At 37.5% G+C, this 24862-nt stretch carries 21 protein-coding genes and 3 pseudogenes; 17 read left to right on the top strand and 7 right to left on the bottom strand.

The annotated features are described in order from the left end of the window. Positions 1 to 549: a helix-turn-helix domain-containing protein gene (locus tag C9J46_RS12820; protein ID WP_107207849.1), complete on the top strand. Its 549-nt coding sequence runs from the start codon at positions 1 to 3 to the stop codon at positions 547 to 549. A gap of 73 nt (positions 550 to 622) precedes the next feature. Here C9J46_RS12820 and C9J46_RS12815 read toward each other — a convergent pair whose 3' ends face one another. Beyond that, a complete protein-coding gene (locus tag C9J46_RS12815; RefSeq protein WP_370444985.1) occupies positions 623 to 2674 on the bottom strand; it encodes an FUSC family protein in 2052 nt (683 codons plus the stop codon). A gap of 218 nt (positions 2675 to 2892) precedes the next feature. After that, the gene (locus C9J46_RS12810) at positions 2893 to 3360 is read right to left on the bottom strand and encodes a 2TM domain-containing protein (RefSeq protein WP_107247021.1); all 468 of its coding nucleotides are present in this window, start codon (positions 3358 to 3360) and stop codon (positions 2893 to 2895) included. A gap of 359 nt (positions 3361 to 3719) precedes the next feature. Between C9J46_RS12810 and C9J46_RS12800 the strand changes: the two genes are divergently transcribed. The 4 genes from C9J46_RS12800 to C9J46_RS12785 all read left to right on the top strand — a co-directional run bounded on the left by C9J46_RS12800 (position 3720) and on the right by C9J46_RS12785 (position 8287). Beyond that, the gene (locus C9J46_RS12800) at positions 3720 to 4256 is read left to right on the top strand and encodes a DUF4157 domain-containing protein (RefSeq protein ID WP_233217750.1); all 537 of its coding nucleotides are present in this window, start codon (positions 3720 to 3722) and stop codon (positions 4254 to 4256) included. A gap of 182 nt (positions 4257 to 4438) precedes the next feature. Beyond that, a complete protein-coding gene (locus C9J46_RS12795) occupies positions 4439 to 5425 on the top strand; it encodes a GTP-binding protein (protein ID WP_107290991.1) in 987 nt (328 codons plus the stop codon). 133 nt (positions 5426 to 5558) lie between these two features. After that, on the top strand, positions 5559 to 6944 hold the full coding sequence (locus C9J46_RS12790; protein ID WP_107290990.1) for a TldD/PmbA family protein: 1386 nt from the start codon (positions 5559 to 5561) through the stop codon (positions 6942 to 6944). Further along, positions 6944 to 8287, top strand: a complete 1344-nt coding sequence (locus C9J46_RS12785) for a TldD/PmbA family protein (RefSeq protein WP_107290989.1) — start codon at positions 6944 to 6946, stop codon at positions 8285 to 8287. Before C9J46_RS12790 ends, C9J46_RS12785 begins: the two co-directional genes overlap by 1 nt. A 209-nt stretch (positions 8288 to 8496) precedes the next feature. Here C9J46_RS12785 and C9J46_RS12780 read toward each other — a convergent pair whose 3' ends face one another. Further along, complete coding sequence (locus C9J46_RS12780) at positions 8497 to 9111, bottom strand: LysE family translocator (protein WP_107247015.1); 615 nt, start codon at positions 9109 to 9111, stop codon at positions 8497 to 8499. A gap of 43 nt (positions 9112 to 9154) precedes the next feature. Here C9J46_RS12780 and C9J46_RS12775 point away from each other — a divergent pair, with 43 nt between their 5' ends. The 4 genes from C9J46_RS12775 (at position 9155) to C9J46_RS12760 (ending at position 12271) form a co-directional block, all read left to right on the top strand. Beyond that, entirely contained in the window at positions 9155 to 9379 is a 225-nt protein-coding gene (locus C9J46_RS12775) for a hypothetical protein (protein ID WP_107247014.1), read from the top strand. A 185-nt stretch (positions 9380 to 9564) separates the two neighbouring features. Then, a complete protein-coding gene (locus C9J46_RS12770) occupies positions 9565 to 9951 on the top strand; it encodes a hypothetical protein (RefSeq protein ID WP_107207843.1) in 387 nt (128 codons plus the stop codon). A 145-nt stretch (positions 9952 to 10096) separates the two neighbouring features. After that, on the top strand, positions 10097 to 11266 hold the full coding sequence (locus tag C9J46_RS12765; protein WP_107247012.1) for an alpha-hydroxy acid oxidase: 1170 nt from the start codon (positions 10097 to 10099) through the stop codon (positions 11264 to 11266). Between the two features lie 204 nt (positions 11267 to 11470). Further along, positions 11471 to 12271, top strand: a complete 801-nt coding sequence (locus tag C9J46_RS12760) for a TOBE domain-containing protein (RefSeq protein ID WP_107247010.1) — start codon at positions 11471 to 11473, stop codon at positions 12269 to 12271. Between the two features lie 5 nt (positions 12272 to 12276). On the opposite strand, the gene C9J46_RS12755 is transcribed toward C9J46_RS12760, so the two are convergent. Both C9J46_RS12755 and C9J46_RS12750 read right to left on the bottom strand, forming a co-directional pair. After that, positions 12277 to 12513: a hypothetical protein gene (locus C9J46_RS12755; RefSeq protein ID WP_107261266.1), complete on the bottom strand. Its 237-nt coding sequence runs from the start codon at positions 12511 to 12513 to the stop codon at positions 12277 to 12279. 299 nt (positions 12514 to 12812) lie between these two features. Beyond that, entirely contained in the window at positions 12813 to 13547 is a 735-nt protein-coding gene (locus tag C9J46_RS12750) for a beta-ketoacyl-ACP reductase (protein ID WP_107261264.1), read from the bottom strand. A gap of 274 nt (positions 13548 to 13821) precedes the next feature. Here C9J46_RS12750 and C9J46_RS12745 point away from each other — a divergent pair, with 274 nt between their 5' ends. Next, positions 13822 to 14748 (top strand): LysR family transcriptional regulator, encoded by a 927-nt coding sequence (locus C9J46_RS12745; protein WP_107247006.1) that lies wholly within the window; start codon positions 13822 to 13824, stop codon positions 14746 to 14748. A gap of 97 nt (positions 14749 to 14845) precedes the next feature. Here the strand turns inward: C9J46_RS12745 and C9J46_RS12740 are convergent, their stop codons facing one another. Beyond that, entirely contained in the window at positions 14846 to 16474 is a 1629-nt protein-coding gene (locus C9J46_RS12740) for a methyl-accepting chemotaxis protein (protein WP_107247004.1), read from the bottom strand. A 487-nt stretch (positions 16475 to 16961) separates the two neighbouring features. On the opposite strand from C9J46_RS12740, the gene C9J46_RS12735 reads away from it, so the two are divergent. Then, positions 16962 to 19070 (top strand): FUSC family membrane protein, encoded by a 2109-nt coding sequence (locus tag C9J46_RS12735; RefSeq protein ID WP_233217753.1) that lies wholly within the window; start codon positions 16962 to 16964, stop codon positions 19068 to 19070. Positions 19071 to 19202: 132 nt separating this feature from the next. On the opposite strand, the pseudogene C9J46_RS12730 reads toward C9J46_RS12735, so the two are convergent. After that, positions 19203 to 19457, bottom strand: a pseudogene (locus C9J46_RS12730) (helix-turn-helix domain-containing protein); the annotation flags it as partial. Positions 19458 to 19973: 516 nt separating this feature from the next. On the opposite strand from C9J46_RS12730, the pseudogene C9J46_RS12725 reads away from it, so the two are divergent. The 6 genes and pseudogenes from C9J46_RS12725 to C9J46_RS12700 all read left to right on the top strand — a co-directional run. After that, positions 19974 to 20093, top strand: a pseudogene (locus C9J46_RS12725) (IS5 family transposase); the annotation flags it as partial. Positions 20094 to 20202: 109 nt separating this feature from the next. Beyond that, entirely contained in the window at positions 20203 to 20940 is a 738-nt protein-coding gene (locus C9J46_RS12720; RefSeq protein ID WP_107290987.1) for a hypothetical protein, read from the top strand. A 386-nt stretch (positions 20941 to 21326) separates the two neighbouring features. Next, positions 21327 to 22172 carry a hypothetical protein gene (locus C9J46_RS12715; RefSeq protein WP_107290986.1) on the top strand — a complete coding sequence of 282 codons (846 nt, stop codon included), beginning with the start codon at positions 21327 to 21329 and terminating at the stop codon, positions 22170 to 22172. Continuing rightward, the gene (locus tag C9J46_RS12710; protein ID WP_107208789.1) at positions 22162 to 23223 is read left to right on the top strand and encodes a hypothetical protein; all 1062 of its coding nucleotides are present in this window, start codon (positions 22162 to 22164) and stop codon (positions 23221 to 23223) included. Before C9J46_RS12715 ends, C9J46_RS12710 begins: the two co-directional genes overlap by 11 nt. A 161-nt stretch (positions 23224 to 23384) precedes the next feature. Beyond that, the gene (locus C9J46_RS12705) at positions 23385 to 24425 is read left to right on the top strand and encodes a hypothetical protein (RefSeq protein WP_107208788.1); all 1041 of its coding nucleotides are present in this window, start codon (positions 23385 to 23387) and stop codon (positions 24423 to 24425) included. Between the two features lie 154 nt (positions 24426 to 24579). Continuing rightward, positions 24580 to 24862: pseudogene (locus tag C9J46_RS12700) on the top strand (hypothetical protein); the annotation flags it as partial.

Genomic DNA, 24862 nt, shown 5'->3' with positions numbered 1-24862 from the left:
ATGAACGAAGACATTTTTAAAGCCAGAATATCGAAACATTTAAAAGCATTGCGTGAGAAACAAAAACTTAGCCTAGATGCAACATCAAAGTTAACGGGTGTATCCAAAGCCATGCTTGGACAAATAGAGCGTAAAGAATCTAGCCCAACCGTGGCAACCTTGTGGAAGATATCGAGTGGTTTGAATTCATCATTCACTGCTTTTTTTAGTGATCAAAATGATACTGATGGACGGATCTTTCCAGCCGATATCGATATGCATGTGAAGACGTTAATCGCTTATGATCCTACGGTTAAATTTGAGATGTTCGAAATCACACTAACCCACTTTCATACCCAACATTCGTCACCACACAAGGTTGGAACCATTGAGCATTCTGTTGTTACTGAGGGAGAGTTAGGTGTGTATGTTGATGATAAATGGCACTATTTATCCAAAGGTGAAAGTATTCGATTTGAGGCAGATAAACCTCATGACTATCGCGCAGTGACAGAAACCGTTATATTTCATAACATCGTTTCTTACTCAACAGTCATGCATGAAGACTAGATTTATATTCATATAAAAAAAGAGTAAACAGTTGTTCACTCTCTCCTAAACACTTCATTGCCCAATTATTAGCTTAACTAGCAGCTTGTAAGTATTTATCACGCACGAGATCATGCATTTGTTTTACAGCCATTAAAGATAACCAAACCAACTCATAGGCTGCTTGCTCATTAGTCGGTTTATCTGAAGTCATTGGTATATTTGTTTCATCAAAATAGGGAAGCTCAATGACTTTTTCACCTTGAATGCTTGAAATCAAAGCGTCCATTGCACGATTAATCGTCCCTTCCCAATCCGTTAGACTATGTATTGTGGTTCCATTTCTCGCAAGAGGAATAAGTAAGCATAGATAGTGAGACAGCAAACGATAATGACTGAGCATCTCTTCATAGTATTGAGGATCACGGCGTGTGAAACGAGGCTCATTCTGCATCTCATTATAAATCAGCTCCAGTCCCCGCTCTTTGGACATCATCTCCAAACGTTGTTTACCAAATTGAGTGGGCTCAATCTTATTACTTTCAGATTGAAGTTCCTCATAACACATTAAGAATAAGGTTTTAGATGCTTGAAGTGCTTTAATCGATTGAGCGTGGATCTCTTTTCCTCTCCATTGTGGCCAAAGTAAGCTGTAGCCCACTAATACTAAAGAGCACCCAATAAGGTTATCTATCATTCGAGGAACAACAATATCAATGCCACTGTTAGCGATAACTTGGAACACCAACACCAACATCGCTGTAATACAACCAACCGCAAGTGCATAATTTTTAAGAATATTAAACATCGCAACTGTCAGTAGTATGGTTAACAGTATATAAACTTGGAGATCAGAGATACCAAGGAAAATCAACCCAGTCGCAAATAATAAACCTGAGCCTGTACCAAGCCATCTTTGCCATATTTTACTTCTGATCGATGAAAAACTCGGTTGGATAACCATTATAATTGAAATAAATACCCACTCTGGATGCGCTAAATGAAATGAGTCAGCAATAAAAGCACCCAAGGTGAAAATCATCGAGAAACGCGCTACATGTCGCCATATTGGATTATTTTTCTTTGGACAATGCCAAGCTAATTCAAAAGGTTGAATTTCAATTTGTCTTTCGAACGTTGGTTGTTCAAGTTCAATACGACGAGAGAGGTATTTAATACTTGCCGCCCAGTAACGAAACCGTGTTTGATGATTTAACTCTGCTTGAACTGCCTCTATTAATTGATCTGCAATGGCAATACACGATTCTGCAGGGAGTATAACTTGTGTATGTTGAAGCGCTTTCGCTTTAAACAATAACCTCTGCTGACAATTTTCACTCCATTTCAACAACAGATTACGTTTCTCTTTATCATGTTGAAACTGACTGATCAGATCTTTATTTCTGGTATGGCAACTTATCAAACCTTCAAAAATGTCAGCGGCAATAAATAACTCTTGTTTTAAAGAATTTACATCGTTTTTTGATAATAGAAATGACTCTGATTGAACGGCTTGCTCAAACAATTCAATCAATTGATATTTGGTTTCTATTGCTTTTTTCTCGATATCTTCACCCAATAAAAACTGGGTTCGGTGTTTAAAAAACGCATTAAGCTGATCGTAAATAGCAATTAAACCGACTTTTAGCGCATAGTGTTTCCATAATGCAAACCAAGCCCAACTGAATAAAGCAAAACCTAATGGACCTAAAACCAGCATCAAATAGGAATACATGTCAGCTTTTGAGTTATGCAGTGACAAGGCCATAACAGTAATCAATAAACTAGAGATACCCAACCGCCCCCAAAACGGACCATTAAGGGCACAGCCTGCCGCTAATATCGATAACACCCCATAAATAACCCACAATGGAATAGCACAAGTAAGCATAAAATAAGACAATAACAACGCACTAATCCACACCACTGATGAGATCAAAAAACGCGCCCAACGTCTCGGTCCTGCAATATCTAACCCACTAATTAAAGCGGCTGGTAATGTCATTAATGCCGTCATTGCATAATTGACTTGTCCAGAAATTAGACCAATTAAAATAATCAATAACATTGCACTGAATGCACGAAAACCAAAGTTAACTGAGGGGGTATACCAGATATTACGGACGACGGAAGAGAGCATTAACACACCAGAACATATTACTTACATGATTGGTTAACCTATCATGATTATGTCGTTAAAACGATATCGCATATATAGACTTGTTTACCTATTTACAACCATAAAAAACAATAGCTATATATAAAAATAGCCCTACCTTTATTATGTTTTTATAAAGTATAGGGCTCTAGGTTTAACCACTCTATGCAGTTATTTTAATCGGGGATAATAACTTACAGTTAAGGTTATAACTTTCGACCCAAGCGTTTCTCGACTTGCTTTTTCTCCCATTCAGGACCGAAAATATTAAGGACTTCAAACGCACTAAGCGCATGGCTCACAATACCAATCCCCCAGCCCAGTGCAGGCCATACCGCCCACCAATAACCAGGGCTCGTAAAGTAATTAATTACGAAGAGTGCACTTATGACTAATACGTACGTAGTTAGATTCGAATAAAATCCTTTAATACCTTTAACATAGTTAAGCGCTTTTTTTTCGTCTTCTGTGACACTGATTTCTTTATTCATTGGCGGCTCCATTTGAAGGTCTGATACTTGTATTTCAAACACAGCAGCTAAAGATTTGAGTGATTCTAGCCCCGCTTTTTGTCCTTGCTCAATACGTTGAATCGTACGAATACTTAATCCACTTAATTGAGAAAGTTGCTCTTGAGACCAACCACGTTGTAATCGTAATTTTCGAATAATCATTACAAATCCTTTTTGCTACTTTCCGCCAAAGCCTAACGATATCTTATCAAAAACATCACGTCACAAGCCTGACATAAACACGACAACCTTTATTTATCAGCAAGTTAAAATTACCAATGAAATAAAATAATTTTTCTTCACAGCTAATTTGACGTTTTTGACACGCAACCAACCGTTATCAATAATACCTATTTTAAAGTCTTCATTAACAGGTTCACTCCCAAAGACTCTGCTTACATCACTCTTTCCAACTTTCGTGAAATAGCTCGTATTATTATGTAAAAGTGGAACACTCAAGTATGCACTCATATACGATGCCTACTAACACAAGAAAGTCGAAAACTTAACAAGGAATCGTTATGAGATTGGCATGTATCCTCATGTTCACACTATTAATTTCAGGGTGTATTAACAGAGATGAAATTTACGCTAACCCACCTGCTAAATTAACAGAGAGCATTAATGCTATTCTTCCCGCAGCGACAGAATATGTAAAACAACAAGAGAAAATCGCGCAAGAAAAAGGTCAACCACTGAATGAGCAAGCATTAGCTATTGCCAAACGTATCGGTATTAAACACCCAGAAAAAGTGCATGTTTACTACAGCAACACACTTCCATTCCCTACAGATCCAACATTAGCACAATTAGCCAAAAAATCCGGTTATGCGGGCCCTAACATGGCGGGATACACCTATGGATATGGTATTTGGATAAAAAATAAAGAACGAGATAATCGCGAGCTATTAGCCCATGAACTGATTCATGTTCGTCAATTTGAGCAACGCGGTGTACAAGAGCAAATTCGTCAGTACTTGATGCAAATTTATATCTACGGTTACAACAGCACGCCTTTAGAGATCGAAGCATACAGTGAAGCGAAAAATTATATTTAGTTTCAGCTCCCGCGATCAAAGACAATATCAGGAAGCCAACCATTAGGCTTCCTATTCATCTTTATCAAATTAATGACTCAACACATCCACATTTTTGCTTTATTCAGCGAGATACCGTTACTCTGTAACATACGGTAGAATAAACAAATTACAGAATGTAGACGTATAGAGATCAGCACAACATGAAACGTATTCCAACCAACATTATTACTGGCTTTTTAGGTGCTGGTAAAACAACTGCGATTCTTTCTCTTCTTGCTCGTAAACCTGAAAATGAAAAATGGGCAATTCTTATCAATGAGTTTGGCAATGTTGGCGTCGATGGCGCAATTCTCGAACAACAAGGCGCCATTATCAAAGAAGTTCCTGGTGGCTGCATGTGCTGTGTTGCTGGATTACCCATGTCTGTTGGTATTAATGCCCTACTGGCGCAAAAACCTGATCGCTTACTGTTAGAGCCAACAGGATTAGGTCATCCAAAGGAAGTGATCAACAAGCTAACTTCTGGCATGTATGCAGATTACGTCGATTTACGTGCCACCATCACCCTTGTTGACCCTCGTCACTTTGCTGATAGTTTCTATACTGATAATGAAAACTTCCAAGATCAGCTTGCTCTTGCCGACGTTGTCGTTGCTAACAAGATCGACCAATGTGATGACTACGATCTTTTCACTTTCCAATCAGCGATTGAACAAGCTGAACCCAAAAAAGCCTTAATCGGTGAGGTAGAGCTGGGTAAGTTAGAGCTAGAGTGGCTTGATATTCCACGTATTGATCGCGCTGCACAACATAGCCATCACCATCATCATGACGATCATCACCACGATATCGCCCCAGAGCCAGAGATCGAGCTATTACCAGGGCAGCAATTCATACGTAAAGAAAACCACGGTCAAGGATTCCACAGTTGTGGTTGGTTCTTTGCCGCTGATCAACATTTTGAATTTTCAAAGCTTTTCAGTCTATTCTCAAGCTTAAATGCGAACCGTGTAAAAGCTGTCGTGAATACTGAAAATGGTTGTTTTGCTTTTAATGTTGTAAACCAAGTGGTATCGGTTAACGAACTATCACTTGAAGGTTTTGAATCCCGCATTGAAGTCATTGATAATGAAGTTTTACCTTGGGATGATCTTGAACAGATTCTTTGCTCTATTATTTTGTCTTAAGCAAACAACATCAGGGTTACTCATCAAACAAGCACTGTTTAATTGGTTCGACCTATTAGAGTAATAGCAGGAAGAAACAATAAAAAAATGCTAATTTATTAAATGGAACTTATAAAAACACAAGGGAGCACACATGCTAAACCCTAGCACTGCAAAAGCAGTCATCGATCATGCGCTATTTTTAGGTGCCGATTTTGCCGAACTCTTTGTTGAACATCACCAATCTAACTCTGTGCAGTTAATTTCAGGTGAAATCGATAAAATCAACTCAGGGATCGATTTTGGTATTGGTATTCGTCTATTTTTCGGATTTAAAGTTCTGTACGGCTATACCAACAGCACAGACGAAGAAGAATTGAAACGCGTTACTAGCCTACTGGCTGCAAAAGATAAACGTGAACAAATTTTATCGGCTGGTAGTTTGAATTTAAACCGCTTTACCAATAAGCACAGTTGCCAGTTACCATTAAGCCAAGATGCGAATATGGCAGCAAAAATTGCGTTTTTACGCCAAGCAGATGAAGCGGCTCGTGCTGAAAATGAAAAAGTTAGCCAGTTCATCGGTAACATTGCTCAACGTGAACAACAAATTGAAATCTTCAACTCTGAAGGTTTACACATTGGGGATACTCGCCATTACACCCGTATTTCTGCTAATGCCGTCGCGCAAAATGGTAGCGAACAATCCACTGGCTATGAAGCACCAGGCGCATTCACAGGTTGGGAGTTTAATAGCAAGGTCAATCCAGAGCAGTTAGGTCAAGGTGTAGCTAAACAAGCGATGGTTAAACTGTTTGCTGATGCTTGTCCCTCTGGTGAAATGCCAGTGATCATCGGTAATGGTTTTGGTGGAGTAATCTTCCACGAAGCGTGTGGTCACTTGCTTGAAACCACCTCTGTTGCGAAAAAAGCCTCTGTTTTCTACGATAAAATGGGTGAAACCATTGCCAATTCAGTCGTGAACGCAGTGGATGATGGCACGATGGTAAACGAATGGGGCTCTATCAATATTGATGATGAAGGCATGGAGACCCAACGCACTCAACTCATTAAAGATGGTAAACTGACTAGCTTCATGGTTGATCGCATGGGCGGCATGAAAACAGGCTTTGCTCCTACAGGCTCTGGTCGTCGTCAATCCTATAAATTTGCGCCAACTTCACGTATGCGTAATACCTTTATCGAACCCGGTGATAGTAGCCTTGACGATATGCTAGCTGGTGTTGAGCGCGGTATTTACGCTAAAAAAATGGGTGGTGGTTCAGTTCAACCTGGTACAGGTGAGTTTAACTTTGCAGTGCAGGAAGCTTACCTTGTTGAAAACGGTAAAATCACTAAACCACTGAAATCTGCAACCCTAATTAGTACTGGTCCTAAAGTATTAAAAGAAATCAGTATGGTTGGTAATGATTTTGCCCTTGCGGCTGGTATGTGTGGCTCTGTCAGTGGCTCAGTGCCGACAACTGTGGGTCAAGCTGCATTAAAAGTTGATAATATTCTTGTGGGAGGTGGTAACTAATGGCTGATCAAAATAAATTACAGCAGGCCATCGACCATGTGCTTGAGCGTGTCACTAAAAAAGGCGCGAGTGCTGATGTGATTGCCAATCGCAGCAATAACTTCTCACTTAAAGCGAATAATGGCGAGCTTGATGAATACAAGGTAACGTCAGGACAAGTGATTGGCGTACGCGTGGTAAAAGATCAGCGTATTGCCACCAGCTATTCTGAGTCATTAGATCCAACGAGCCTTGATCTAATGGTTGATAACGCGCTATTGAACGCCGAATATTCACAGCAAGATCCACATCAAACCATTAGCTGTATTGATAGTAAAATCAGCACAGATTTAAGTGAGATTTATCAAGATGATGATGGCGATGTAGATCAAAAGATCGCTCTAGCTCTATCACTAGAGCAAGGCGTAGTAAACAAACCAGACGCTAAAAGCGCGCCATATAATGGCTTTGCTGAATCAGACGCCCATGTGATTTTAGCCAATACTCAAGGTACGCTTTGCCATCACAGTGAGCGTTCGACCTACTGTTATGCTTACAGCTTAATTGAAAAAGACGGCAAGCAAGCGATGCATGGCGGTATGTCATCAGGTCGTAAGTTCAGTGAGTTAGATGCTAACTTCTGTATTAACTATGGCTATGACATGGCAAAAGCCCTACTCGATGGTTCACCTATCGCTACCAAACAATACCCTGTCATTTTCACCCTAAGCTCACTTAGTAGCTTATTCGGTGCATTTGGAATGTGTACTTCTGGTCAAGCTGCAATGAAAGGCATTAACCCTTGGCGTGATGCGATTGGTCGCCAAGTGGCGAGTCCACTTATTACCATCACTGACAAAGCTTATATTGAAGGCGGTTTTTCTATTAAAGCCTTTGATAGCGAAGGTTTTGCCACTCGCGATACTATTCTAGTCGGTGAAGGTCAACTAAATAGCTTGCTGCACAATAGCCATACCGCGAGTTACTTCGGGATCGAAAACACCGCGAATGCATCACGTTCGGCAAAAGGTGGATTAGGTGTTGGCTCTCGTCACACGGTTATTTCTGAAGGTGTGAACAGCATTGCTGAAACCACTGCAGGTGAATATGTAGAGCTTGTTGAATTGCAAGGCGTTCATTCTGGCGCTGATGCTATCAGTGGTGATTTCTCATTTGGTGCGAGTGGTTTCTTATGCCGTGATGGTCAACGTATTCAAGCAGTACGTGGTATTACGGTAGCAGGTAACTTCTACCAAATGCTCAAAGAAATAGACGCGGTAAGTAATGTATTAGAACACGATTACAATCGAAGCTTCTATGCGCCAAAAATCCGTTTTGCTCGCCTAAATATTGCTGGTAAGTAAATAAACCGATAAAACCTTGCGAATGTTTACTTGTTCAAATAAGTTATTCAGACGTAAGGTTTTATTTTATCTAACAATAAATATTAGCCTTTCCCCTAACCTATCAGCTTTGTAGTGCTTACTTATAGCGTAACTCTTAATGCTATTGGCACTGATTACTTACTTAAGATCTTTTGGACTTCAAAAATGTTAGATAGGTGTCCGCTACTTTAAGCCTTTGTTGCCAACAAAACCCCACAGGTTGCTAAAAAGCCACCAGAGAACTTGTTAAGTAACTTTTTCACTTTCTTTCCCTCAAATACAAAACTTACCCTTGACGTAATACAAGCATAGAGACTTAGTGCCCCACCGACAGATATCGTCGAAATCATAAAAATAATAATAACGTCTGATAGTGAAGTTGACTGTAGATCTATAAACGCGGGAAAGAACCCCATATAAAACAATATCGCTTTGGGGTTAGATAAAGTCATTAACATACCAACAGCCACACTTGAAGTTTTTATCCCTTTATCATGAACTCGTGTTGATGTTACAGAAACATCAGAAGTCCATGTGACATAAGCCAACCAAAAGAGATAGGTAATTCCTACATATTTTATGACGATAGCAAACTCACCCATAACGTTTGCAACCACAGATAGACCCGACAAAGCTAGAAAGATAAAGATGTAATCAGCCAGTACCACTCCGAGCACAACTAATAAGCCTTGTTTCCAACCATAAGTAAGAGATCTCGATATAACAGCGAGCACACTTGGTCCCGGAATAGCGGCAGATAGAAGCATCGCAAGAAATAGTGCAATACCCGTTGCTATAGACATAAACCATCCTTTGATTTAACGCCTTACTAAATGGCGAGCAATAGTGGAAATAACAATATCACTCAGCGTATTTTATGAACAACAACTTACCTATCTCGTATTGCATGGTAAACACCCTGTAACGATTGATGTTTATAGTCGTGCGTTGCCTCGCATTATGTATCCACTTGATAAATCGCCTTATACATTAGCCGAAAAGATCTTAAACAACATTTTCGGGAACTGTGTGGGTTACGCGCTACATATCCTTAACTTTTATAAGCACTGAGATGTGTTCAAAAAGTGAGCCAGTATTCTCTACCTTGCTTATTCATTGCGATGACCGTACTTTGAACATCATTAGTTACTTTATGAATATTTGACTAACTGAATGCACAAGAAATAGGATATACAGGTAGATTAAAATCATGTTCAATTTTAATAAATTTTCCTTAATGAGTAAGAGCAATCAAAATGTCTAATGTCGTTCAATTCTCTGCATTCAGTGGTAATAAGAAAAATAGCGCGGCTTCACCCTCCACATCACCTAGCCCTAAAGCATTAAGGGAAGAAGCCGCACTAAAACAAGACAATTGCTGCTACTTTTGTGGCACTCAAAAAGATCCCAAAGAGCTAAACTGGCTGAATAAAGTAGGCTTTAAACAAAAAACGCATGTTGTTTGCGGTACGTGTAGCTCTGAAGCTAAATCAAGATCAATGGATGAGCTACGCATCATTCTTGCGCTTAAAGCAATGGATTTTAGAACAATTAAACTCAAACAGTTTCTGGAATTAAGAGAAAAAGGCGTTCAAATAGATGGAGTTCGCGACTACAAATTCTACTTTGAAACCATTAATTAATCACATAGCGCATCGCTTTTAACAACATCGATTAACGGGTTTTATTTATTCCATTTTTTGTTTTTTAGATATTGTAAATATCACGTTCATAATCAATTCAATTGTTCTATGTTATTTGCAGCTTATCAAAATGAGATAATAAAAAATGAAGGATTATTTTAATACCCATTACCCTGATGTTGAGTACCTTCGCCGTAAGGCAAAATTCAACTTACCTAAGTTTGCATTTGAATATGTCGATGGCGGCTGCAACATTGAAATGGGACTCAAACGCAATACTCATGATATTCGCCAAATTGAGCTAATCCCCTATTATCTTCGTGATTACAATTCGATTTCTTTAAAAACCACCCTGTTTGGCGAAACGTATGATGCGCCATTTGGTATCAGCCCTGTGGGTTTACAAGGTTTGATTTGGCCAAATGCACCTGAAATATTGGCGCAAGCCGCTTTTGAACAAAATGTACCTTTTATTCTTAGTACTGTTTCAACCTCTCCGATTGAGAAGATTGCCGATATCACAGAAGGTAAAGCATGGTTCCAGCTCTATCACCCTGTTGATGACAAGATTACAGATGACTTACTTAAACGCTGTGAAGATGCTGGGATCAAAACATTAGTATTGCTTTCTGATGTCCCTACTTTTGCTTATCGCCCTAAAGAAATCCGTAATGGTTTAGCTATGCCGCCCAAAATGACATGGCAAAACATTGTCGAAATAATGTTGTCACCCAAATGGGCATTAGCCACGTTGAAAAAAGGACAGCCTCAGTTCGAGACTTTATCTAAATATATGTCAGGCTCAATGAACATGCACCATCTCGCATTATTCATGGATAAAACCTTTAATGGTCGCTTAAGTGAAGATAAAGTCGCACGTTTACGTGACAAGTGGAAAGGCAACCTAGTCTTAAAAGGCTTATCAACGGTTGAAGACAGTCAAAAAGCCATTGCGCTTGGCTTAGACGGCATAATTATCTCAAACCATGGTGGTCGACAATTAGATGCAGGGCCTTCTACTATTAGTAAATCCATTGAAATAATGGATAAATGCAAAGGTCAAATTACGATTATGATGGACAGTGGTATTCGTGACGGAGCTGATATTGCTCGTACACTCTCAACAGGAATTGAGTTTGCCTTTCTTGGTCGCAGTTTTATGTATGGTGTTGGTGCGTTGGGTATTAACGGTGGTCATCACACTATTAATATGTTGAAAAGACAACTACAACAAGTGATGGAACAATGTTGTTGTGAATCAGTCAGTAGCCTTACTGATCATATTGCCAAACGTAACCCTTTTACGTTGGATTAAGGCACTGTCTGTACTCATGGATTGTGGGTGCAGGCAGTTTAAAAAACCAACAGTGTTATAGCTAATCTTTTGATTATTCAATAACTTTACTTTAGATAAAACAGTAATATCATAATAAATACAAAAGGTTACTTATATATTTAAATTATACCTACAGGGTAAACTGCGCTAAGATAGAAAAAAATATAAGATCAAATTACTGTTATGAACCTTACTGCCATCTCTACTCTTCTTATTGAAAATAAGATTTTCGCCAATCCTCGTCGTATTGCTCTACTCAATGCCATCCACCAAACAGGTTCGATAAGCAAAGGAGCAAAACTTGCAGGTATTAGTTATAAAGCCGCTTTTGATGCCGTTAAGGATATGAATATTCTTGCTGGCTCTGCACTTGTAACAAGTGAAAAAGGCGGTAAAGGTGGCGGTGGCGCGGAGCTCACGCGATTTGGTTTACGTTTAGTGCAAATGTATGAACTGCTAAATCAAATTCAAGATATGGGCTTAAAAGCCTTAAATGATGAAAGCGCGCCATTAGATAGTTTGTTGGGTATCATGTCTCGTTTTTCATTACAGACAAGTGCGAGAAATCAATTCTTTGGGCACATTAGTTCTATCGAACGTCATAGCTTGCATGATCGCGTTACGATTACACTTACCGACACCCATAATATCTATGCCACGATCACCCATGGCAGTACGGTAAAACTTCAATTGGAAAAAAACAAAGATGTCGTCGCTCTGATTAAAGGCCCAGCGATTACAGTTTGTAGTGAAGAAAATATGATCCACGGAAAACGTGATCGTTTTGATAACCAATTATTAGGCACGATAACGTCAATTCAGCAAGATACGAAATCAACCGAAGTTACTATCGCATTAAATGATGATATTACCGTCTGTGCATTAGTAGACAATCTAGATCTAATAGAAGAAAACCTTCGTATCGGTATGTCTATTTATGCCCTATTTAAGTCAAATCAAGTCACTATCGCAACAATGTGCTAACAGGTTTATGGAATATCAACAAAGCCACTGTGATCATGCTTTATATTTAATTGATCAGAAAAAGATTGATACTCTTGGTATTGTTTATTGATCAAGGCCGCCCCACCACAAACCATTAATATAAGCGCTAAACGGCTTAACCAAATATTTTCTTTCTGCATTGAATAAAACAATAAAATAACAGCGAGAAGTAATAGCACTACACTCTCAACACTTATATTTTGTATAAAAAAGGTGACCACGACATCAATCCTAAAAGCATAAGTCGACGCAGTTTAATGCTTTTCAAGTGGAAAGCATTGAAAATATTAGCAAAACCCTAATATTTTACACAACTCTGACAATTAAGTGTAAAAACATCACTATTCCAGCAATAGTGATGTTTATTCAATCGCAGTAATTGTTCAAAATTCAATCCATCTTGTTTTGATGTCTATTTAGTAATGCATATTCTACGCTTTTCTCGTTCCAGAAACACATTGCAACAAGGCAAAATACTCCCTCGTCTAAATGAGGTAGGAAGATGAATTATGTATTGCCTCTATATCACTAGCCCACCATCGATTTTCAATGTTTGACCAGTAATGAAGCTTGAATTATCACTCGCTAAAAATAGCACACCATTTGCAATATCTTGCGCCAGCCCCATACGTTTTAGCGGCGTTTTAGACACCATATAATCAATCACTTTTTCAGGTAAATCGACTGTCATTGGTGTTTCAATAAAACCAGGCGCAACACAATTAGCACGTACTTTTGCCCCTTTACGTGCAAACTCTTTTGACCATGATTTTGTCATTGCAATCACGCCAGCTTTTGTCGCTGCATAGTTGGTTTGACCAATATTACCGTCGGTGCCAACCACTGATGACATTGTGATAATAGAGCCCGAACCTGAAGCCATCATTAACGGAGCAATGGCTTGTGTCATGTTAAACACGCCTTTCAAATTGACATCAATGACAAGATCCCAATCATTCTCCGACATATTTTCAATTAAGTTATCCCGTGTAATACCTGCGTTGTTCACTAATACGTCAATGGTTCCATACTGTTGTGCGATTTTTGTGATCGCCTCCGATACATTAGCTCTATCGCATACATTTAATTCGAGTGCAGTTACATTAGGAAATTGTTGCTCTAAATCGGCCATGGCGCCAAAATTCATATCACATACAAATATATGCTTTGCGCCTTGGTTAGCAAAGGTTTCGACAATACAGCGACCAATACCTTGAGCACCACCAGTTACAAGGCAAACCTTATCCGTTAGCATTTTTACTACCCCTCTTAAAAAGACATATTTACTCTATATACTTATTATTACACCCAATACATAAGCTCTAATCTTTACGGCTTAACTTAATAATAGGTAACCTGTCCTCAGCGTGCAGTTGCATTAAAGCAATTCACTCTTGCAAATAATCAAATAACGTTCCACATATAAGAAAAAGACACAATTACCGTGAAGATAGCTTTAAATCATAAACTATAACGTTACTATTTACATTTGATACTCCGGAACGTTATTAATAATGCAAGGAATGCGAATGTTAGACAAAATTGTTTTTTTTCTTCATGTCGTACGCTGCAATTCAGTGACTGATGCTGCAAAACAATATGGTATATCACCGTCTGCTGGTAGTCGCTGGCTCACAGAGCTTGAAGAAAACATGGGAGTTAGCCTTGTTAAACGTACCACGCGAAAAATCACACCAACACAAGCTGGCAGATTACTATTTAAACAATTTAGCCACATCAATAATCAAATAACCGATGCCATTAATGAAATACAAAATTTAGGCAATGATGATATTGGTACAATAAAAATTGCTAGTACCCCTTTGTTTGCTAAGCATTTTTTGAGTAAAATTATTGGTGAATATATCAGTAATAACCCTACTATTAATTTTGTTGTGATCGAAACAGCGTTTGAAGTGGATAATGTCCACGATGTCGATTTTGCCATTCGAGCAAATGCAACTTACCGCGGTTTTCAAAACAAAGACAGTTTACTGGTTAAACGTTCTCTTTTCAGTGAACCGTTAAAAGCCTGTTGTTCGCCAAGTTATATTCAACGCTATGGAGAGCCAATAATACCCCATGATCTAAAAAAGCATTTGTGCCTATTTGCAACAACATTAGTCGGTGGAAACAAGTGGATCTTTGAACAACATGGTGAATATAACTCTGTTCAAATACCTAGATCGGTAGAAGTAGACGACAGTGAAATTTTAAAAAATATCGCCCTAGCCGGTGGAGGGATTGCTTACCTGCCTTACAGTTTGATTAAACACGATCTTCAAGAAGATCGGTTAGTCACGGTATTAAACAATTATGTTAGTAGCGAATTTGAACTGAGTTTGTATTATAAACCAAGAAAATATATGCCAGTGCGATGCGCTAATTTCAAAGATTATCTATTACAACGTGTAAAAGAACTTAACCTCGAGCGTCAAAGCCCTAAACAAAACTAGAAGCCTTACAGCGTATGCTACATATTGATTTATCATCAAATGTATACACACAGTAAGGCTTCAAGAAAAACGGTTATTTATAACTGATTATCAATCGTTAACACCTAAAGTATTTCAACTGTTCGCTTTGCTTTTCAGCAAGATCAGATAACTCTTCACTTGCAACCGTACACTGGCTTAAACCTGATGCATTTTGTCGAATGATATGATGAATATTCTCAATACTATTACTGATATCCATTGTGACTTGTAACTGCTCTTCAGAAGCGGTTGAAACATGAGTATTCATATCACTATTCATTGAAATAGCCGCAGTGATGCCCTCTAGCGCTTCATTTGCTTTAAAAGCGACTAATTTATTGCTTTCTAATGTATCAATTGCAGATTGCATACGCTCATTTGCTGAGGTCGATTGCTCTTGCAGACGCTCTATAATCTGCTGTGTTTCTTTTGTTGATGCTTGTGTTCTTGCTGCTAACTGACGAACTTCATCAGCTACCACGGCAAAACCGCGACCACTTTCTCCTGCGCGTGCGGCTTCTATCGCAGCATTAAGTGCCAATAGATTAGTCTGTTCTGAGATGCCTTGTATCGAGTCAATAACTTGGCTAATTTGCGCCGATTGTACTTTTAGTTGCGCAACAACATCAGCGGCCTCCACTAATGATTCAGCCATTTCTTCATTTGCTTGTTGGTTGTTAGAGAACAAATCAAGGCTCTTATTAGCCAACTCACTAGCACTTTTTGAATTTTCATCAGATTTTTGTGCAGCTTGAGTAACTTCTTGTGCCGTTGTTGTTAATTGATCGATTGCTGTTACCACTTGCTCAATCTCAATCACTTGGTTATTTGCGTGAGTCTCAGAATCTTTCATCACAATTGATAATTCAGTCGATGAGGCTGCGACATTACGACCAACATCATTTAATACCGCCACAGTTGAACGCAATTTAACAATCATGCGATTTAAATTACGTGCCAATTCACCCACTTCATTAGAGCCGTCAACGGTGATTTCATCTTTCAAGTTACCATCAGCTATTTTCTGCATTGCACGTTGCAAATCAGTAATTGGCTTAACAATCATTGAACCAATGACTAAACAAATAATAATAGCGATTATCAATGTAATGATAAATTCATAACCAATCGCATTTATTGTTTGTCCGTGCTCTTTCTTTTGCTGGGTAATATAAGCATCTGCGGTTAAATTTACACGCTTATCCAACGCATCAATTGCTGAAATCATGTCATCACCTAATTGGCGATATTTAACAATATATTTTTGATATTCAGAGTCGGTTATTTGACCGGAATGCCTAAGATCAAGCACTTCTAACATTGTGTCTCGGCTAAAGCTAATATAGCTGATCATTAATGTTCGAAATGCTTCTAATTCTTGGTTTATTTCAGGTATTTTTTGCAATTTTGCAATCGCATTTTTGTTACTTAACTCGCTACTATCAAGAGACTTGGATAACCGTGATAATAAATCTTTATCATAAAGCGCATAAATTGCACTTACTCTCATTGCGTAACTATTGCTAATTAAACTCGCGGTACTATCTTTAGCTTCAACAACTAATTGTGTTGTTGCGTTCATTTTATCAACACTTTCTATAAGGTTATTTCGCCCTAGCATTAGTCCAATAAATAATAAAACAGCCATAAATATAACAGGAATAACTAACTGCAGCTTTATTGATATATCCTTAAGTAAAAACATTAACAACTATCTCCATGTTGTTTGTATTCGTTTTTTATTTCTCGCATCATAAACAGTATTAAATAAATATATCAATAATTTTATTGATATATTTCTAAAAAATAATGAATTACTAAAAATCAAGGTAAATCATACGGTTAATTTTCATTCTTTATTTATTCAATCTTATGCATGTTATTTATTCATTATTTAAAAAAATAAACAATCATGCTTTAAATAATTATTTATTTTAGTAATCGATGTGATATTTGAGAAATATTAGATATTAAATCTTCATTCACATTACACACAGTATATTAATCTTAATTTACTACATTTCATCCAGAATTTTTTACTTGATGTAGAAATATTTACTCACATTTAGGGAATAACCAACCAAACTAAATACCTAAAAAACACCAGTGTATACCAATAAAGCCTTCACTCTTTTTAAAAAGAGATTATGATTAACAAAGCAAATCGCACAAACGACGATATTTAATACACTATGAATTTATACAACGTACTTCTCCGTTACCCTACTTTACGGACTTTGCTCAACTTTAGAACCAACATCGCTGCATTTAGCTTCATTACTTGCTCAGTACCTTTGTTCCTTATGGGTCATGTAACCATGGGGATTGCATTTTCTCTGGGTAGTATTAGCTGTGGCTTTGCTGATACGTCTAGTGTGACAAAATATCGCATTCTTGATTTTTGTATCGCTATTCCTGTTTTCTTTCTTATCAGCCTAGGAACTGAAGCCGTTTTCCCACATTCAGTCTTATTTGTTATTAGCTTAACGGTTGTCAGTTTTAGCTTATTTATGTTGGCTGTTTTAAGCCCAAGGCTAGGGGCTATCGGTTTTGCCTCCATATTACTCGCTATATACGCTATGTTACTGCATTTAGATGGTCGACCTATTTGGCTTGTTCCTTTGTGGTTAACCTGTGGCGCTTTGTGGTACATTTTTTGGCAAGCGTTAGCCATCTACTTTCTTCCGAACCAAGAATCCAAAGATATCCTGTCTGATTTGTATCAAGCGATTGCTAAAAAGCTTATCACTCACGATCACGGCTTTATTTTTTCTTCCGACAAAAATGAGTTGTTTATTAAATCGGCGCAATTACGATCCCAAATTGCGGGCTTATCTCACACCTTAGAAGGTCGAATTCACCAGCAATTTACTGCTGGTGAAGATAGCGCAAAACTGCAAGATATTTATCGTTTCTTAAAAGTTGCTGAGCGTATTAACGAACAAACACGTTTACTTTATTTCATTCCAACTTCAAATCTCAAACAAACATGTCCTGAATGGTTAGATAAGATTCACCAAGCAACGTTAAAAATAAGTCAATATTTAGAGCAAGTGACTGTCGATAATGTTCATCGTATAAACGTTCCAAGTATCGACTTTGAAGAGTTACGCCAATATACAATACAAGAGAACATAAAAGAGGAAGCACTGGCTGCGCTTTCATATATTAATAAACTGGATATTATCTACTTAACACTTCAGCAGTTGAACCAACAAACAAGCCAAACATTAAGCTCCAGCATTATCAAGCCAATTGTTGTGTCATGGAAATGGCGAGAGTTAGCCTCTAAGTTAACCAGTCAAATTACGTTAAAATCGAGTTATTTTCGACATGCCCTTCGGGGAACATTAAGTTTAGCGACGGGATTAATTATTGTTCGAACATTAAACTTAGACTTTGGTTTTTGGACTCTTATGACTAGTTTATTGGTATTACGTCCGAATTTATCAATGACATGGACACGACTACTTCAACGATTAACCGGTACAATTTGTGGTTTATTGGTTGTTGTTGCATTACTGCACTTCCAAGTATCGTCAAGCATCCTGCCGTTCATCTTTTGTATCGCTGTAATACTTTTTTTCCACACCTCAGCACGTCATTACGGCTTTGCGGTATTCTGCGTGACTTTGTTTGTATTCGCAGGCTTCTCTCTTAACGGACAAGGCGATAATATTCTTTTACCTCGCCTAGACAGCACTGTTCTGGGTGTTTTCTTACCTTTATTATTTGTATTTATCTTATCACCTGGTTGGAATAAGAAATTATTCCCTACTCAGTTAACGGCAACAACAACAGGCTATATTGATTATCTGGTCTCTTTAAAAATGTACGTAGCAGATAAATCAGATAGTACGGCCACTCAGTTACAACGTCACTACCAAGATTGCGTGGTTAACGATACCAATCTGTTTGATCATTGGATGGGCTATTTAGGTGAACCGCATAGAAAGTCACAAACAGGCGAGCATATTTTATTATGCAGTCGCAGCTCTAATATTATCTTGCGTATATTGACCCAACTGAATGAAAACAAGCAGTCTTTGTCACTGGATTCTACCATTGATAGTGATCTAGATAGTGTAATTGCATCTCTAACAGAGCTAGATAAAACACTTAAGAAATCGCAAAACCACACAGAACTATTTAAGCACATATCAAAACAAGAGAAATTGATTTATCAATCTTTCATCTATATTGAAAATGAAATATATAAACTTGATAACCATACTTTACTGCAGTTATTAGCAAAAGAAGTGGACTTATTTACATCCGCAATCAAAGTTAATAATATTTAACTCTAGAAAGCCCGATAATTATTATCGGGCTTTTTCTTATATCTTATATTAGAGAAACCTGCTTACTGCTAATAATATCAAAAAATCATACGTCCGTTACTTTTGCAACTTTTTAATCATGACCTTTACTCTCACATGCTGAAGATTAAAATCGTAATACTTAACCTCTTTTTTGAGTGAATCAGGCGTTTTATTAATTGGAGCACGGCCAGTGTTGCCATGAATAACACATCGAATTCCTTCTTTGCGATAACGACGCAAGTAACGCTCAACGGTTCTTCGTGATTTTTGCAGCAATTGAGTAGCACTATTGATGGTAATTTTACCCTCAATAACTTTGCTAATGATATCAACAGTGAATTGAGATTTAGCATCCATGTAGAACATCCTTAGCTCCTTCTAAGGTCTAATTAATTACTTTAAAAGATAAGCTAATTCAGTCCCGACATATTCCCTTGGTAGTTAGCGTAATGACAAAGTCGCTTGGTGATCACACTGAGCTAGCCATGATAGCTAGCTCGTTGTTGGACAAAAGCTTGTTAGACTTTCAACTCTATCTGGGTTGATAGGTGTTAGGATAAATATGGGACAACCCATTAACTAATTGCCTAATGAGCTGTCAAAACATCAGCTAGTAATATTAATTCCCCCGCCTTTGAATTGTCACGCAAAATAAAATGAAATGTTACTTCTTATTTCATTAGATTGATTTTTCACTATAAAAGCACGATTGCAGATGTTAAAAAAGCGAAAGTGAAGCTGTATTTTGCACGCAAGGAATTAATAGAATGTAACAAAAAAGAATCAAGTAGTAACGTGCAATTTGATGTAGGAGTCGATGATTTCAAATCCTCCGTCACGATAAAAAACTATAATGTCTGATGATTTAATGAGCGCGTCAACAAAGCCCTAACCAGCGGTAAATTGAGCTTGAGATGTTATAACGCTCAAGTGGGAGAAATCATGGCGAATGACAAAGCTATAAACAAAGCCATAGGACTAGGTATGCTTGTTCGAAACTAACTGCGAGTCACATATGGCGTCGTTGGTCTTTAAACCGATTTGATCAACAACGCCGTTTTTATATTAAAACTTAATAAGTTGATTCTTTGTATTGAGCAGAAATAAAATTATGTCAAAAAATAAAAAAATAGAATTTATAGCGCCAATACAAAAATTTGTTGATTGGGTCGAATTCTATATTGGAGGGGCTATACTATGGGTATTAGAGAAAAAACTTAGGTTTGTTTCTTTCTCATTATTTATATGTATTTGTTTTGGTTTGTATTTTTCTAGTTTACTTATTGGCGCTTTAGCACTGCTAATTTCGTTTTTTATATTTCCTGTGCTGTATTTTTGTTGGATTTTTTTCCGTTTATTTTTGTTCTCTCTTTTCGCGATATCTTTAGAAAAAAAATTGAATCATACTTTTGGTATATTTATATATGCATTCCCATGCCTTTTGACGGTAGCGAGTATAAACGCTATTTTTGTGTTAAGAGTACCAACAGAAATTTCCTCTGTGATTTTTGTGTCAATAATTGCTGGGTATATTGTAGTATTATTCACTAAGGGGGAGTCTATATTTAATTTTATACATAAACATCCAGCGATCATTATAGTTGCAATTCATGCATTGCAAGTAATCTTATTTCTCGAAATCTTTTACCCTTATACGGTAAATACTATTAAAATATTTAGCATTGAAAATTGTACGTATAAGGAAGTCACACATAGATCAAACACAAGACATTTCAATGAATGTTTAATAACGTTTAAGTATGATGATAAAAAGTACCAGATCTACGTAAAAGACCCTCAAAAAGAAGTCACCATTCGAAAAGGGTTACTATTTGATCATGTGACTTAGTGATTGTGTTTATATACATATGTATAATTCAGTTGCGCCTTCTTCGGTTCTGTCGCAAATAATTAGATCTTCGGCTAGAATCGAAGCTCCGTATTCCTCAGATGTATTATCACATGTTTAAAGGCTGTCAGGCTTTATTGACGCGCTCATTAAATCATCAATTTTGATTTGAGCGTGTCTTCCTTTATCCTTGCCATCTATCTGGTTCTGTCGCAAATTGTAACGGTAACTTTAGGGGGATGGTAGGTTATGCTTCTATTATTTACGATGAAGGCAATAAAAAAGAAGCGTTAGATATTTGGATAAAGATGGCAAATACTGGAGATGTGTAGTTAAGACTCACCTATCAACATGGGGAGTTTATCATAATCGCTGCCGCTCAATTCGTGGCAGGTCCAGGTTGCTCGGGTAAAGTTGCTATTGAGCTAAACCCTGAAAATGCTGACCGTTTTATTAACTGCTGCTTAGCGGTGCTTAAGGAAAGTGGATTTAGACGCATTGCATTGTTTGGTGAATCTGACAGTAACGGTGTAAATGAAGATTTTGTTGCCTTTAACAACGTGCTGACTGTTGCCATCACATTGGGTTTAACTTTTGCCGAGGCGATGTTACTGCCCGATAAAGCAGTACGCTACTATAAACAAGAAACGCTAAAAGGAGAGTATGCGCCGTTTCTTGCTCAGCGTATTACTGAAGAAGAAAACAAAGTTAATATGCAAACATGGATAACTAGTATCCCACCAGAAACACTATCTTCCCTACTTAACTGTTTGATATCCGTTCAGTATAAAATTGCTGAAAACACTATCCAAATTAATGCTATCTTACAAATTTTACAATGGTTAACTAATAACACTAGTGGTGTCAATCAAAACCAATTTGAGCGAGCACTCGTGCTCATGAATGGTGATATAGAAACACAGCAGGCCCCATCAACCCAATGGGAAAGCTTTAAAGTGAGTTGGAGAAAATTGGCTTTATTTATTAAAAAGTATGGTGATAACAAAAAAGAAGATGAATATGAATTTAATAAAAACTGCGCTGAGCTTTGTAAAAACATGACATTGTATAAAGTAATCACTTCTAACCCTGCTTTCACAATGACCGATTATATATGCTTTTATAATGGCGATGATCTTGATGCTCATACCAAAGAAATTCGCGATCAGCTTAAAGATAAACTACGAACTCAACAATACACATCAATAGAATGGAAGACAGATGCAATTTAAATTTACGACTTTCATTATCGCACTTATATCGATAGTGTTAATGGGTTGCACCAAAGCAACCAAGCCGCAACAAGCTGATATTGCTGTGTTTGAGCAATTCTTATCAGAAAATCCGATCTCAAGCATCAGTCCATCTATTGATGTAGCAAGTATCTATATGCCTGGTGATCCACTTTTTGAAGGGGTACTTAATATTCAGCGTAATCTCTGGGGAAAAGCAGAAAAAGCACTGAAACCGCTTGTTGATAAAAATGACCCAAATGCACTTTATTGGTCTGCTTTAATCTCATACTCAGGAAGTATTAAAAGCACACCTATCGCTCGTAAGATGCTTTTACAATCAGCTAAGTTAGGTAACCCATATGCGGCATTATTTTTTGCACCTGACAATCATCAATGCCAAATGTATTTTCCGAATGAATGCAGTGAGCAATGGGTAGAAAAAGCACAAAAACTCTTTGCTGAGCAAGCAAAAACAGGTGATGTACGTGCCGTGTATTACAGTGTAACACTGAAACCGGAGCTAACCCACGAGGAGTATATTGATGCGATTGTTCAAGCTGCTGAAAATTATTACTACTACCCACTGGTTGAATATTCCAACAACATTGTAAAATTAAGCAATCCCGATAAAGATTTAGAAACTTTGGGAGTTAAACTGCTTAATTATGCTAGATTTAATAATTTTGTTCCTGCTATTGACGCTTTAGGAGATTATGAAGCCAAAAATAATCGCCTTCATAGTGATGAGATGAAACGTTTAAACGAACAAGGGTTAAAACTTGGGTCGAAAATATCATGGAGAAGTTACAGAAATAATGCTCTTGAGGATAAATCATTAACAGAAACACAAAAGTATATTGCAGCCAAAGCAACTGATTTATTTAATGGCGATGACTTTGGACTAAGCTTCACTCACCCCCCAAAAGAAAAAGAAGCCTTAATCGCTGCTAATAAAGAAGCTCAAGCGAAAGCAGATGCTGTTAAAAAAGTTATTTATATTGATGGTGCTCACGCAACAATGTTCTACTCACGTTCAGATATACAATAATACAAACTCATCAATTTAAATGATCTTAGGGCGCTTCTAGATATTTAAGAAGCGCTTCTTAAATCAATATTAAAGCAAATTATTGCCCAGTAATTGTTAGGTGTACTATTGTGCATTAAAATCAATCAGCTTCTCAGTCCGCTAAGTTAAGGTCTAAATGCATGAAAGTAACTATTAGTACACTATTATTAGTTTTCTCTTTTTTAGCCTTAACCGGTTGCTCAAAAGCAACAACACCTCAACAAGCCGATATTGCTGTGTTTGATCAATTTTTATCAGAAAACCCGATATCAAGTATCAACCCTTCTATTGATATTGCGAGTATCTATCAGCCTGGTGATCCGCTTTTTGAAAGTGTTTTGTATATCCAACGTAACCTTTGGGCTGAGGCAAAGAAACAACTTGAACCTATGGCAAAGAACCAAAATCCTGACGCAAAATTTTGGTTAGCATCAATTACATGGGGAACGGGTATTAAAAACAACCCTATAGCTAAAAAGCTATATATGGAATCAGCTGAACAAGGTAATCCATACGCAGCTTTGTTTTTTTCTCCAAAAAACGATATTTGTCGAATGTACTTTCCCAATGAATGCAGCGATAAATGGACAAAAAAAGCACAAAAACTCTTTGCTGAAAAAGCCAAAACAGGCGACGTTCGTGCCGTATATTACAGCACTACATTGAAACCTGACCTAACCCACAAGGAGTATATTGATGCGGTTATTCAATCTGCTGAAAAGCATTATTACTACCCGCTCGTAGAGTATGCGAATACAATTATCAATGAAGATAAGCCAAATAAAAACATGGAAGCTATGGCTGTGGATCTTCTTAATTATGCGCGGTTTAATAACTTTGTACCGGCTATTGATGCTTTAGGAGATTATGAAGCCAAGCATAATCGCCTCCATAGTGAGGAGATGAAACGTTTAGACGAACAAGGGTTAAAACTTGGTTCGAACATATCATGGAGAGGTTATAGAATTGAAAGCCTTCATGATGATTCATTAACAGAAACACAAAAGTACATTGCAGCTAAAGCGACAGAGTTATTTAATGGCGATGATTTTGGAATAAGTTTTACCCACCCACCTAAAGAAAAAGACGCCTTAATTGCTGCGAATAAAAAGGCTCAAGAAAAAGCTGACTCGGTAAAAAAAGTGATTTATATCGATGGTGCTCACGTCCCTGAAGGTTAATTATTTTTTAGCAATTTTTGAGCGCTTCCTAAATGAAAAGGAAGCGCTTTTTTAATCAATATTAAAGCAAATTATTGCCTAGTAATTTTTAGGTGTACAATTATGCATTAAAATCAATTAGCTTCTTAGTCAGCTAAATTAAGGCCTTAAATGCATGAAAGTAATAATTACTACTCTACTTTTAACTCTCTCTTCGATAGCCTTAACCGGTTGCTCAAAAGCAACAACACCTCAACAAGCCGATATTGCTGTGTTTGAACAATTTTTATCAGAAAACCCGATATCAAGTATCAACCCTTCTATTGATATTGCGAGTATCTATCAGCCTGGTGATCCACTTTTTGAGGGGATTTTGAATATTCAGCGTAAGTTATGGGGAAAAGCTGAAAAAACACTTCAACCTTTAGCTGATAAAAAAAATCCAGAAGCGATGTATT

The sequence above is a fragment of the Photobacterium sp. GB-36 genome (assembly GCF_003026135.1).
Classification (GTDB): Bacteria; Pseudomonadota; Gammaproteobacteria; order Enterobacterales; family Vibrionaceae; genus Photobacterium.
The sequence above is the reverse complement of the archived record's forward strand: the minus strand, read 5'-3'. Positions and strand labels throughout refer to the sequence as shown.